We start from the raw sequence: 12,281 nt of genomic DNA, 5'->3' as shown, positions 1-12,281 counted from the left end.
CTCCGCCGCCCGCGCCGCGTCCCTCACCCGCACCACACCGCCCGCTTCCGGCCCCGCCGCGGACGCCGCCTCCCACGGCGACGCTCCCCCTCCCGCCGCCCGCGCCGCGTCCCCCCTCCCGGCCCGCGCCGGGGCCGCACGGCCCGCTTCCCCCGGCGTACGCGCCCTTGCCGCCGGTGCCGCGCCCCCTGCCGCCCGGTCCCTCCGCCGCCTCCGACTCCGCCGGGCACCTCCCGAAGGCGGGCCCGGTGGCCGTGATCGCCTGGCTGGCCGCCGCGGGCGGCGCCGTGGCGGCGCTGATCCTCCTGTTGTCCGGCGGATCCTCCGATTCCGGCCTGACCTCCCCCGGCCCGCCGTCGGTCTTCACCCTGCCGCCCGACGACACCGCCCCCTCCACCGGGACCCCCGCTCCCGCCACGCCCGGCGTCACCGTTTCGGACAAGCCCGAGTGGGTGCCCGGCACCACGGCCCCGCCCTCCGGCGTCAACGGGCAGATCCAGGTCCCCGACGTGCGGGGCGTGGACGGGCAGACCGCCAGGACTCGGCTCCAGTCGCTCGGGTTCTCCGGCGTCGTCCTGACCTCGATCCTCGGCGGTGAGGTGACCGACCCGTCCCGGTGGCGGGTGGTGGACCAGACCCCCGGTCCGGGTATGACCGCCGGGAGCGGGCAGCAGATCACGCTGCGGATGATCCAGGTTCCCGACTTCTGAGGAGGGGGTGCGGCGCTGCCGCTCGCCGCGGGCACAGAGGCAACAGGCCCGGGACAACAGGCACAGGGCAACAGGGCACCGATCGTTTCCAGGAGTTTCCCCCCATGAGTGAGGTCGCGCAGATCTGCTCGGACCTGATCAGGTTCGACACCACCAACCCCGGAGCCGGCGAGCGGCCCGCGGCCGAGTACGTCGCCGGGCTGCTGTCCGAGGCGGGCGCCGAGCCGGTCGTCTTCGAGTCGGCCCCGCACCGCACGAACGTGGTCGCCAGGATCCCGGGTGACTCGCCCGAGGCCCTGCTGATCCACGGTCATCTCGACGTGGTCCCCGCCGAGCCCGCCGACTGGCGCATCCACCCGTTCTCCGGTGAGGTCGTCGACGGCTGCGTGTGGGGCCGCGGCGCGGTGGACATGAAGGGCACCCTGTCCATGACGCTCGCCCTGGTGCGCGACTGGGCGCGGCGCGGCGTGCGCCCGGAACGCGACCTGGTGCTGGCCTTCCTCGCCGATGAGGAGGCCACCGGGGAGTACGGCTCGCGCTACGCGGCCACCCGGCACCGCGAGCTGTTCGACGGCTGCACCGAGGCGATCAGCGAGTCGGGCGGATACAGCGTCCAGGCGCAGGACGCCCGGGTCTATCCCGTCGCGGTGGGCGAGCGGGGCACCGCCTGGATGCGCCTGACCGCCCGCGGGGTCGCCGGCCACGGCTCCCGCCCGCCGGTGCGCAACGCGGTCGCCGAGCTGTGCCACGCCGTGTCCCGGATCGCCTCCCACCGCTGGCCGGTACGGCTGACGCCCGCCGTCTCCGCGCTGATCGACTCGCTGGAGGAGATCCTGGGCGAGCGGATCGACCGGGACCGCCTGGAGGAGGAGGCCGAGCGGCTCGGCCGGGTCGGCACCCTGTTCAGGGCGCAGATCCGCAACTCGGCCAACCCGACGATGATCCAGGCCGGGTACAAGGTCAACGTGATCCCCGGCTCCGCCGTCGCCCACGTGGACGGGCGGTTCCTGCCGGGACTGCGCGAGGAGTTCCTGGAGACGATCGACCGGCTCCTCGGCCCGGGGGTGACACGCGAGTTCGTCAACCTGGAGGACGGCCCCTCCGCGCCGATGGAGGCGCCGTTCTTCGAGCGGATGTGCTCGGCGCTGCGGGCCGAGGACCCGGCCGCGCGGCCGGTGCCGTACGTGATGTCGGGCGGCACCGACGCCAAGGCCTTCGCCCGCATCGGCATCGCGGGGTACGGCTTCGCCCCGCTGCTGCTCGATCCCGGCCTGGACTATCTCGGGATGTTCCACGGCGTCGACGAGCGGGTGCCGGTGACGGGCCTGGAGTTCGGCGTGCGGGTGCTGGACCGGCTGCTCGCCTCCCCGTCCCCCGGGGTCACCTGACGCCGGCGCCGGCGCCGGTGAGCCGGCCCACCGGCACCGCGACCGGCTGCGGCACGAGCTCGAACCAGACCTCGCTGGTCCCCGCCTCCCTGACCACGCCCCACCGGTGGGCCAGCGCCTCCAGCAGGGGGAGGCCTCGGCCGCCGGTCGACTCCGCCGCGGCGCGGCCCAGCAGGGGCGGCCGCGCGGAGCCCTCGTCGCGCACGCTCACCCGTACGCCCCAGGGTGAGCAGGACACCGCGAGGACGAACGCCCCGCCGTCGCCCGACCGGGAGTGGAGCACCGCGTTCGTGGTGACCTCGCTGGTGAGCAGGACGCAGTCGTCGTGAAAGGGATGGTCGCGTCCCAGGGTCGCCGAGACCAGGCGGCGGGCCTGCACCACCTGGTCGGGGGAGCCCTCCAGACGGAGAGCCCATTCGGTACTGTCGTACTCCGGCGAGTCGTTCATACGGCCCTCCCGATGCTGTCAGCGCCTCTGGAAGACGCGGCGCTCGGGAAGCGCGATGTCTCGAAAAAGTACGAATCGGATCACTTAACGGACAGGCAGGTGGGACTTGCCCGGCGCGCCCGCGCCTGCGTGTCCACACCTGCCGTCACGTGCGGTTTCCTGTGTCACACCGGTCTGTCGCATCCGGTGCCGGTGATCGGTCAGACCCGGTGCCAGCGGGCCTCGAAGAAGCAGTAGACCGCGAACAGCAGCAGGCCGATCGCGACGATCCCCAGCAGCCACGGACCCACGGGGGTCTCGGCCAGCGAGCGGAGCGTCGAGTCGATGCCCTTGGCCTGGTCCGGGTCGTAGGTGACCGCCGCCTGGATGACGAAGATCCCGGCCGCCACGGCGATCACGCCGCGGGCGAGATAGCCGGCCATGCCCAGCTTCTCGGCGAGCTCGCGCGCCTTGGCGGGCATCTCCCCGGTCCGCAGGTCCTTCAGGAAGCGCTTCTTCCAGCCCTTGTGCGCCCAGTACGCGCCCAGCGCGATCAGGCCGAGCCCGATCAGGCCCACGAGGAACTGCCCGGCGGGCAGGTCCATCAGCTTGGCGGTCAGGTCCTTGGACTGCTCGTCGGTGGAGCCTCCGGCGTCGCCGCGCAGCAGCAGGCTGAGCAGCGTGGCCACGATCAGCGCGTAGACCGCCGTGCGCCCGGCCGACTCCAGCCTGTCCTTGGTCCGGCCGCGTCCGATGAGCGCCTCGGAGAGCTGCCAGAGGGTCAGGGCCACGAAGCCCACGACCATCAGCCAGAGCAGCACCGTGCCGAAGGACTGCTCCCGGACTATCTCCAGCGCGCCTGTCTTGTCGGCCTCCTTGCCGCCGCTGCCGCCGAAGAAGGCGATCTGCAGCGCCAGGAAACCGATCAGTCCGTAGAGGATGCCGCGGCAGGCCATGCCCAGACGGGCCAGTCTGTCCAGCGTCCGGCTGTTCGCCGCCCGGTGGGCGGCCCCTTCCATCTGAGCCATGTTCATGGTAGGGCGCCTAACCCATTCAAAGAACGGTAAACACGGCGCACGTGGGAGCGTGTGCCGCCGGGCGCGATCAGCCGGGGAGCGAGTCGAGGTGGCGCAGGATGATCCCCTCGCGCAGCGCCCAGGGGCACACCTCCAGCTCCTCGACGCCGAACAGGTCCATCGTGGCGTCGGCGACGATCGCCCCGGCGGGCAGCTGCCGGACCCGTCCCTCGGAGACGCCGGGCAGCTGCGCACGCTGCCCGGCGTCCATCTCGGCCAGCCGCCCGGCCCACTCGGTGAGGTCGGCGTGCTTGAGCGTCCGGCGGACGCCGTTCCCCTCACCCGACGGCGCGGCCCCGGCGATCCTGGCCAGCTGCTTGAACGTCTTGGAGGTGGCCACGGCGTGGTCGGCCTGGCCGTACCGGGCGACGTCGCCCACCGAGCGCGCGATCTCCGCCCGCACGTGCCTGCGCAGCGCCCGCACCTCCTCGGCGGGCGGCGGGTCGGCGGTGAACCAGCCGCGGGTCAACCGGCCGGCGCCCAGCGGGAGCGAGACCGCCACGTCGGGCTGCTCGTCGATGCCCGAGGCGATCTCCAGCGAGCCGCCGCCGATGTCGAGCACCAGCAGCCGCCCCGACGACCAGCCGAACCACCGCCGCACGGCCAGGAACGTCAGCGTCGCCTCGTCCTGCCCGGACAGGACCTGGATGTCCACCCGCGTGTCGGCCTTGATGCCGGCGAGCACCTCCTCGCCGTTGACGGCCTCCCGCACCGCCGAGGTGGCGAAGGCCATGAGGTCCTCGATCCCCTTGTCCTCACCGATCCGCAGGGCCTCCTCGACGCATTCGCGCAGCCGTGCGGCCCCCAGCGCGGACAGCCGCTCGCCGTCCTCCATGTGCTCGGCCAGCCGCAGTTCCACCTTGTGGGAGTAGGCGGGCAGCGGCCGGCCTCCCCGATGGGCGTCCATGATCAACAGGTGCACGGTGTTGGAACCGATATCGAGAACGCCCAGTCGCATGTGTCGAAGTTACTACTGTCCGCGACCTCGTCCGTCCACAGCCGCCCCTTTCCCGCGCAGGCGCACATACGGCACCGCTCACCCCAGGAGTTCGTCCAGGTGCCGTTCCACCCACGACCGCAGCCCGCGCAACGGCTCGGCGACGCCGGCGCCCAGCTCCGTCAGGGCGTACTCCACGTGCAGGGGGACGGCGGGATAGACCGTGCGGTCCACGAAACCGGCCTCCTCCAGGCGGCGCAGCGTCTGGGTCAGCACCTTGGGACTGACGCCCTCCAGGCGACGCTGCAGCGCGCCGAAGCGCTGCGGCCCGTCCTCCAGCGCCCCGATCGCCAGCGCGGTCCACTTGTTGGCCAGCAGGTCGAGCACGCCGCGGCAGGGGCACTGCTCGGCGTAGACGTCGTGCTTGTCGTGCCGGCCGGTGAGACAGGTGGTGGGCATGACGACTCCCCCTCCGGAGCTCCATGCTTTCCAAAAGAAAGTAGGTGCCCTTGATGGTTACTAGGCCCCTGACGATAGCGTCCCTGCCGTCGCCATCACCAACGGCAAGGAGACGACTGATGACACTCATGCGCGCGATCAGCCAGGATGCCTTCGGCGGTCCGGAGGTTCTGCGTTCCGTACGGCTGCCGCGGCCCGAACCGCTTCCCACGGAGGTCCTGGTCCGCGTGGTGTCGGCCGGGATCAACCCGGTCGACGTCAAGACCCGCGAGGGCGGCGGGATGGCCGGGGTGCTGGGTGAGCCCCCGTTCGTCCTGGGCTGGGACGTCTCCGGAGTGGTGGAGGAGATCGGTTTCGGCGTGCACACCCTGCGTCCCGGGGACGAGGTGTACGGCATGCCGTGGTTCCCCCGCCGGGCCGGGGGCTTCGCCGAGTATGTGACCGCGCCCTCCCGGCAGTTCGCCCTCAAGCCGCGTTCCGTCGGCCACGACGAGGCGGCCGCCGTACCCCTGGCCGCGCTGACCGCCTGGCAGGCCCTGGTGGACGCCGCGGACGTACGGCCGGGGCAGCGGGTGCTCGTGCACGCCGCGGCCGGAGGGGTGGGGCACTTCGCGGTCCAGTTCGCCAAGCACCTCGGCGCGCACGTGATCGGCACCGCCCGGGAGGGCAAGCACGAGTGGCTGCGCGGCCTGGGCGCGGACGAGCTGATCGACTACACCGCGGGCCCCTTCGAGAAGGAGGTGGGCGAGGTGGACGTGGTCGTCGACCTCGTCGGCGACGGGCACGACTCCACCAGCACCCGTTCCCTGGACGTCCTCGTCCCCGGCGGCCTGCTGCTGGCGATCCCCTCCGGCGTCTCCCCCGACCTGCTGCGGCAGGCCGAGAAGCGCGGCCTGCGGGCGAGCGCCTTCCTGGTCGAGCCGGACGGCCCGGCGCTGGCCCGCATCGCCCGCCTGATCGACGAGGGCCACGTCGAGGTCGGGGTCGAGGAGGTGCTCCCGCTGGAGCGGGCGGCCGAGGCGCACGAGCGCCTGGCGACCGGCCGCACCCGGGGCAAGCTGGTGCTCCGGGTCGGCGAGCCGGGCACGGCCGCGGGCTGACGTCGGCGCGGCGACCCCGCGCGGACCCGCGGGACCTCGGCCGGGCCTGTGGCAGCACGACGACAGCCCGGCGACAGCGCCGTGACAGCGGGCCCCCGCATCGTGAGGAATCCCGGCCTGAGAGCCAGGCCGGGATCTTCACATCCAAGGGGAACGACATGAACGCGCGTTTCAGGAACGGCCGATCGGGACGGCGCCTCCTCGGCGCCGCCGCGGCCGGGCTCGTGACCGCCCAGCTGGTGATCGGCGCCGCCTGGGCCGGCTCGGCCTCGGCCGCCGCGCCCGCGACGGAGCAGATCAGCCTCAGCGGCGCCGGGCAGCCGGGCGACTCCGTCAGCGACCTGCCCTCGGTCAGCACCGACGGCCGCTTCGTCGCCTTCGACTCCATCAGCGACAACCTCGGCTCCACCGCCGGGCGGCAGGTGTACCTGCGCGACCGCACGGCGGGCACGACCACCCTCGTCAGCGTCCGCACCGGCGGGGCGCAGGCCGGCCCGAACAGCTCCAACCCGGCGGTCTCCGGCGACGGGCGCTTCGTCGCCTTCCAGTCCTTCGCCGCCGACCTGGTCGGCGGCGACACCAACAACGCCCCCGACGTCTTCGTCCACGACACCGTGACCCGCACCACCAAGCGGGTGAGCGTGGCCACCAACGGCACCCAGGGCAACGGGATCAGCGCCAACCCGGCGATCAGCCCCGACGGCCGCTACGTCGTCTTCGAGTCGGAGGCCTCGTCCCTGGTCAACGGGGACACCAACGGTGTGCGGGACGTGTTCCTGCACGACCGCGACCTCGGGCTGACCACGCGGGTCAGCCTCGCCGACGACGACGCCCAGGCCAACGGCGCCAGCACCGGCCCCTCGGTCACCCGGGCCGGGACCGCGGTCAAGATCGCCTTCCAGTCGGCCGCGTCCAACCTGGTCTCCGGGGACACGGCGGGAGCCACGGACGTCTTCGTCCGCACGCTGTCCGGCGGCACCGTCCGCGCGAGCGTCTCCTCCTCCGGCGCCCAGGGCGACAACTTCAGCGTCAACCCGGTGATCAGCGCCGACGGCCGCTTCGTCGCCTTCGAGTCCCGCGCGGCCAACCTCGAGGGCGGGGACACCAACGGCAGGGACGACGTCTTCCGCCACGACCTGACCAGGCGCACCACGGTCAACGTGGTCAGCGGCCTGTCCAACGTCCCCGGCAACGGCAGCAGCCGCGGCCCGTCCATCAGCGCCGACGGCCGCTTCGTCGCCTTCCGCAGCAACGCCACCAACCTGGTGTTCGGCGGCGACGCCAACGGCGGGACCCAGGACGTCTTCGTCGCCGACCTCAACCAGGCCGAGGGCTTCCAGAACACCCTGGCCAGCGTCACCTCCACCGGGGCCGCCTCGGACGACCTCAGCGACGAGGCCGCCCTCAGCGCCGACGGCCGGACGGTCGCCTTCGCCTCCGAGGCCGGCAACCTGGTGCCGGGCGACGGCAACCTGGTCAACGACGTCTTCCTGCGCGTCCTGCGGTGACCTCCCCGGCGCCGCGGCCGTCGCCCGCGGCCGCCGCCCCGCCGACGGTCCCGGTACGGCCCGCCGTACCGGGACCCCCGCGTGTCGGCTGGATGCGCCCAGTCGCATTCTGGTAGACACCGGGCACCGCCGAATCGTGTGAGCCTCGTCCCTTCAGGGAAGTGCCGGACGGTGGAGGGCCCGGCCGAACCCGGTCGCCGGCCGCCCGGCGGGCGGGAGGCGACCGACGAGGAGAGAGGGAGCCGATGTCCGGCCACGGTGAGCGGATGCCCGGCCGCGGTGAGCGGATGCTCGGCGACCTGATCGCCGCCCACCACCTGGCCTCGGTGGAAGAGCTTCCCGCCATGATCGCCAAGTACGCCGGACCGGCCGGTTTCTCCGAGGTCATGCTGTACCTGACAGACCTGCAGCACCAGTTCCTGGTGCCGCTGCCCGGCCAGCGCGACCCCGACGGCAAGGAGCTGGAACGCCTGCGCATCGACGCCACCGTGGCCGGGCGGGCCTTCCGCACCCTGGACATCGTGCAGGTGCGCCGCGCCGACGACACCGAGCCCACGCCCTCGCACCCGATCACCGACGAGGAGCCCCGGCAGCTGTGGGCGCCGCTGCTGGACGGCACCGAACGCATCGGCGTGCTGGGCATGACCGTCGCCGCCGGCGGCGAGACCGTCCGGTGGCGGGCCGCCCAGCTGGCCTCCCTGGTGGCATTGATCCTCTCCAGCAAGTACCCCACCAGCGACGCCTACGCCCGCCTGGTGCGCACCCAGCCGATGGAGCTGTCGGCCGAGGTGCTGTGGACCCTGCTGCCGATCAGGACCTTCGCCACCGAACGCGTGGTGGTCAGCGTCGCCCTGGAGCCCGCCTACGCCGTGGGCGGGGACGCCTTCGACTACGCGCTGGCCGGTGACACCCTGCACCTGTCGATCTTCGACGCCATGGGCCACGACACCGCCGCCGGGCTGACCGCCACCATCGCCATGGGCGCCTGCCGCAACAACCGCCGCCAGGACATCGGGCTGCGGGCCGTCGGCGAGGCGATCGACGCCGCGATCGCCGAGCAGTTCGGCGGCGCCCGCTTCGCCACCGGCATCCTGGCCGACCTCGACACCCGCACCGGAGTGCTGACCTGGGTCAACCGGGGGCACCACCCGCCGCTGGTGCTGCGCGGCGGGCGCTGGGTGGCCACCCTGCAGGCCGAGCCCGACCCGCCGATGGGCCTGGGCATGAGCGCGTTCACCGAGCCGTCGCGCTACCAGCTGGAGCCCGGCGACCGGCTGCTGTTCTACACCGACGGCGTCATCGAGGCCCAGAGTCCCGACGGGCAGGAGTTCGGCCTGGAGCGCTTCGCCGACTTCGTCATCCGCCGCGAGGCCGACGGCGTACCGCCCCCCGAGACACTGCGCCGCCTGATCCAGGGCCTCCTGGAGCACCAGCAGGGCCGGCTCCAGGACGACGCCACCGTGCTGCTGGTGGAGTGGCGCACCGAGCAGCAGGAGCAACTGCTGCTGTGAGTGCCCGGATAGATCGCCGGAGACCGACAAACCGCGGTGAGTCCCCGGAGACCGCCGGAGATCGACAGTCTGCCGTGAGCCCTCCGGAGCCCCGCGGAGTCCGCCGGAGGCGACAGTCCGACAGCCCGGCCCGGAGCCCGGCGGGTCAGCGGGTCGGCTCTCAGAGCTCCCGGACCTCCAGCAGGGTCTTGCCGACGGTGGCCCTGGACTGGATGGCGGCGTGGGCGTCGGCCGCCCGCTCCAGCGGGAAGCGCTGCCCGATCACCGGGCGCAGCCGGCCGGCCGCGGCCTCGGCGAGCGCGCTCTCGGTGAACCCGCGCATCTCCTGCGGGGAGGCCTGCGCCCGTACCAGGCTCACCCCGCGCTCCGCGGCGGTCTCCTCCGGGATGCTCGCCCACTGCCCGCTCGCGAGCCCGAAGCTGAGCATCCGCCCGCCCCGGCCGAGCAGCCCGAACGCCGAGTGCGCGACCGCGCCGCCGACCCCGTCGAAGACGACGTCGACCCCGCCGGTCGCCTCGCGCACCCGGTCCGCCCAGTCAGGCTCCAGATAGTCGATCGCCACGTCCGCGCCCAGGTCGCGGGCCAGCGCCACCTTGCGCGCGCCGCCGGCCACCGCGACGACCTCGGCGCCGGCCGCCGCGGCCAGCTGGACCAGCAGGGTCCCCACCCCGCCCGCGGCGGCCTCGACCAGCACGCGCTCCCCGGCGCGCACCCCGGCGGCCCGCAGCATCATGGTCGCCGTACGGCCGTCGGCAAGCAGCGCCACGGCGGCGTCCAGGTCCAGGCCGTCCGGCACCTCGATCAGGGCGCCGGCCTCGGCCGCGACGCGCTCGGCGTACCCGCCCGAGCCGCCGGTGCCGCCGATCACCCGCCTGCCGACCAGGGCCCCGTCCACCCCCGCGCCGACCGAGGTGACCACCCCGCCGACGCCGTTGCCCGGGATCATCGGCAGCTCCGGCCGGAACGGCCCGGCCCCACCGGCGCGGAGCTGGGTCTCCACGAAGGTGATGTTGGCGAACGCCACCTCGACCAGCGCCTGCCCGGGCCCGGCCACCGGATCGGGCGTCTCCGCCACGACCAGCACCTCGGGCCCGCCGAACTCCTTCAACCACACCGCACGCATCAGTCAGCCCCTCCGGCTCGGTTTCCGCGATCAAGCCTGCGACCTCAACCGCCCTTGAGGTCAAGCGGTCCCCGCCGTCCCGGAGCGCGCCTCCGCGAAGGGCGGGCGCGGGCGGGCTAGCCTGACCGCACGGCAGGCCGTACGGCAGGGGCGGAGGTGAACGGTGGCAGAGACGGTCAGCGGCACGGAGACGATCGGTGAGACGGCGCCGCCGGTGATGCCCGCGGCGTTCTTCGGGCACGGCAGCCCGATGAACGCGCTGGAGAGCAACCGCTACACCCAGGCGTGGCGGGCCTTCGGCGAGGCGGTCCCGCGACCGCGCGCCGTCCTGGTGATCTCGGCGCACTGGTACATCAACGCCACAGCCGTCACCGCGATGCCCCGCCCCCGCACCATCCACGACTTCTACGGCTTCCCGCAGCGACTGTTCGACGTCGACTATCCCGCCCCCGGTCTGCCGGAGCTGACCGAGGAGATCTCCGACGCCGTCCACCCCACCTGGGTGGGCGCCGACGTCGACAGCTGGGGCATCGACCACGGCACCTGGTCGGTCCTGGTGCACGCCTTCCCGCTGGCCGACGTCCCGGTCGTGCAGCTGAGCATCAACGCCGACAAGGACTTCGACTATCACCTCGACCTCGGCGCCCGGCTCGCGCCGCTGCGCGAGCGCGGGGTGCTGATCGCCGGGAGCGGCAACGTCGTGCACAACCTGCGCGGCATGAACGGCGCGCTGCCCGACAGCGGCTACGACTGGGCGCAGCGCTTCGACGAGCAGGCCAAGGAGACGATGCTCGGCGATCCCGTCGCCGCCGCCTCCCTCGACGGCCACCGCGACTTCGGGCACGCCGTGCCCACCCCCGACCACTTCATCCCGCTGCTGTATCTCGCCGGGCTGGCCGGCGCCGACGGCGGCGCCACCGAGGTCCTCGTGGACGGGTACGCCTACGGCTCGCTGTCCATGACCGCCTACACCCTCGGGCTGACCTGCCCCGGGGCCGCCGACGGCACCGAGCCCGCGGCGCCGCTGCCCGACGGCGTGCCCCCGGACGGGTCGAACATCTGACCCGCCGCCCGCCGGTCAGCGGCCGGCGAGCGCGGAGTCGAGCCAGGGACGCAGGATGGGCAGGACGCGTCCCGGCTGCATGGCCTGCGTGTGGTCGAGGCCGTCCAGCACCCGCACCTCCCAGCCGAGGGACTCCAGCTCCGCGCGCCGCCCGGTGAACGGGCCGGCGATGTCCACCACCACGTCGCCCCAGCGCTCGTCGTAGGTGATCGTGTCGGCCGATCCGGCGAAGCACAGGCGCGGGCAGGTGAGCCGCGCCTGGACGGCCCGGTCGTCGAACCCCCGCAGCGCCCGGTACAGCGTGACGAACTGCCGGGTCTGCGGCTCGGTCATCGTCATCTCCGACGCCGACCAGTCGTAGTCGTCCGTGCTCCGCGGAACCTGAACGTCCTGCGCCTCCTGTGCCGTCCAGCCGGACGCGTCGGTGCCTGACGTCTCGGTGCCTGACGTCTCGACGCCGGGCGGGGAGACCGCCAGCTCGTGGGTCGCCTCGGTGACCCGCAGCATCTGCGCGTACGGCCCGCCGATCGGCGGGAACCCGCCCATGACCAGCGCCGAGAGACGGTCGGTGCGGATCGCCAGTTGCAGCCCGCTCAGCGCCAGCCACGAGTATCCGTAGTAGGCGAACCGGCCGGCGCCGGCCGCGTCGGCCACGGCGAGGATGTCGTCGGCGATGGCCTGCGGGGTCAGGCTGTCCGGCTTGGGATCGGCCAGGACGTGGCCCTCGTAGTCGAAGGCGACCACCCGGAACGCGTCGGCGAGCCCGTCCACGAGGGAACGGCCCAGGGCGGGGTCCATCCCCCACCGGCGCAGTTCCTCGGCCTTGGCCCCCTCGGCCGGGCGCGGGTTCACCGGCAGCAGCACGACCGGGCCGGTGCCTCGCGCCTCCACCTCGATGCCGCTTCCGTCGTGCAGTTTCACTTCGGTCAGCTTCGCTTCGCTCATCGGACGCCTCCACCTCTGGTCCACCGGATGACGA

General features: G+C 73.5%; 12 protein-coding genes. 6 read left to right on the top strand and 6 right to left on the bottom strand.

Going from position 1 to position 12,281, the window contains the following annotated elements:
* Positions 1 to 176: 176 nt before the first annotated feature.
* Together Pta02_RS10875 and Pta02_RS10870 are read left to right on the top strand one after the other, a co-directional pair.
* Complete coding sequence (locus Pta02_RS10875) at positions 177 to 710, top strand: PASTA domain-containing protein (RefSeq protein ID WP_203874610.1); 534 nt, start codon at positions 177 to 179, stop codon at positions 708 to 710.
* A gap of 104 nt (positions 711 to 814) precedes the next feature.
* On the top strand, positions 815 to 2,098 hold the full coding sequence (locus Pta02_RS10870) for a M20/M25/M40 family metallo-hydrolase (protein ID WP_203874609.1): 1,284 nt from the start codon (positions 815 to 817) through the stop codon (positions 2,096 to 2,098).
* Here the strand turns inward: Pta02_RS10870 and Pta02_RS10865 are convergent.
* The 4 genes from Pta02_RS10865 to Pta02_RS10850 all read right to left on the bottom strand — a co-directional run bounded on the left by Pta02_RS10865 (position 2,091) and on the right by Pta02_RS10850 (position 4,997).
* Positions 2,091 to 2,546, bottom strand: coding sequence for an ATP-binding protein (locus Pta02_RS10865; RefSeq protein WP_203874608.1), 456 nt, complete (start codon positions 2,544 to 2,546; stop codon positions 2,091 to 2,093). The two genes, Pta02_RS10870 and Pta02_RS10865, sit on opposite strands and share 8 nt — an antisense overlap.
* 200 nt (positions 2,547 to 2,746) lie before the next feature.
* A complete protein-coding gene (locus tag Pta02_RS10860) occupies positions 2,747 to 3,553 on the bottom strand; it encodes a DUF1206 domain-containing protein (RefSeq protein ID WP_239130104.1) in 807 nt (268 codons plus the stop codon).
* 76 nt (positions 3,554 to 3,629) lie between these two features.
* A complete protein-coding gene (locus tag Pta02_RS10855) occupies positions 3,630 to 4,559 on the bottom strand; it encodes a Ppx/GppA family phosphatase (protein ID WP_203874606.1) in 930 nt (309 codons plus the stop codon).
* 78 nt (positions 4,560 to 4,637) lie between these two features.
* Positions 4,638 to 4,997 (bottom strand): winged helix-turn-helix transcriptional regulator, encoded by a 360-nt coding sequence (locus Pta02_RS10850; RefSeq protein WP_203874605.1) that lies wholly within the window; start codon positions 4,995 to 4,997, stop codon positions 4,638 to 4,640.
* A gap of 119 nt (positions 4,998 to 5,116) precedes the next feature.
* Here Pta02_RS10850 and Pta02_RS10845 point away from each other — a divergent pair, with 119 nt between their 5' ends.
* The 3 genes from Pta02_RS10845 to Pta02_RS10835 all read left to right on the top strand — a co-directional run bounded on the left by Pta02_RS10845 (position 5,117) and on the right by Pta02_RS10835 (position 9,116).
* A complete protein-coding gene (locus Pta02_RS10845) occupies positions 5,117 to 6,097 on the top strand; it encodes an NADP-dependent oxidoreductase (RefSeq protein ID WP_239130102.1) in 981 nt (326 codons plus the stop codon).
* Between the two features lie 158 nt (positions 6,098 to 6,255).
* Positions 6,256 to 7,605, top strand: a complete 1,350-nt coding sequence (locus Pta02_RS10840; protein WP_203874604.1) for a TolB family protein — start codon at positions 6,256 to 6,258, stop codon at positions 7,603 to 7,605.
* Between the two features lie 245 nt (positions 7,606 to 7,850).
* Positions 7,851 to 9,116, top strand: coding sequence for a PP2C family protein-serine/threonine phosphatase (locus Pta02_RS10835; RefSeq protein WP_239130100.1), 1,266 nt, complete (start codon positions 7,851 to 7,853; stop codon positions 9,114 to 9,116).
* A 160-nt stretch (positions 9,117 to 9,276) separates the two neighbouring features.
* Here the strand turns inward: Pta02_RS10835 and Pta02_RS10830 are convergent, their stop codons facing one another.
* Complete coding sequence (locus tag Pta02_RS10830) at positions 9,277 to 10,239, bottom strand: zinc-binding dehydrogenase (RefSeq protein ID WP_203874603.1); 963 nt, start codon at positions 10,237 to 10,239, stop codon at positions 9,277 to 9,279.
* Between the two features lie 163 nt (positions 10,240 to 10,402).
* On the opposite strand from Pta02_RS10830, the gene ygiD reads away from it, so the two are divergent.
* Positions 10,403 to 11,302 (top strand): 4,5-DOPA-extradiol-dioxygenase, encoded by a 900-nt coding sequence (gene ygiD / locus Pta02_RS10825; RefSeq protein ID WP_239130095.1) that lies wholly within the window; start codon positions 10,403 to 10,405, stop codon positions 11,300 to 11,302.
* A gap of 15 nt (positions 11,303 to 11,317) precedes the next feature.
* On the opposite strand, the gene Pta02_RS10820 is transcribed toward ygiD, so the two are convergent.
* Positions 11,318 to 12,247, bottom strand: a complete 930-nt coding sequence (locus Pta02_RS10820) for an alpha/beta fold hydrolase (RefSeq protein WP_239130093.1) — start codon at positions 12,245 to 12,247, stop codon at positions 11,318 to 11,320.
* Between the last annotated feature and the right edge of the window lie 34 nt (positions 12,248 to 12,281).

Origin of the sequence: Paraplanobispora takensis, from assembly GCF_016863195.1 — a bacterium.
Taxonomy (GTDB): Bacteria; Actinomycetota; Actinomycetes; order Streptosporangiales; family Streptosporangiaceae; genus Planobispora; species Planobispora takensis.
The sequence above is the reverse complement of the archived record's forward strand: the minus strand, read 5'-3'. Positions and strand labels throughout refer to the sequence as shown.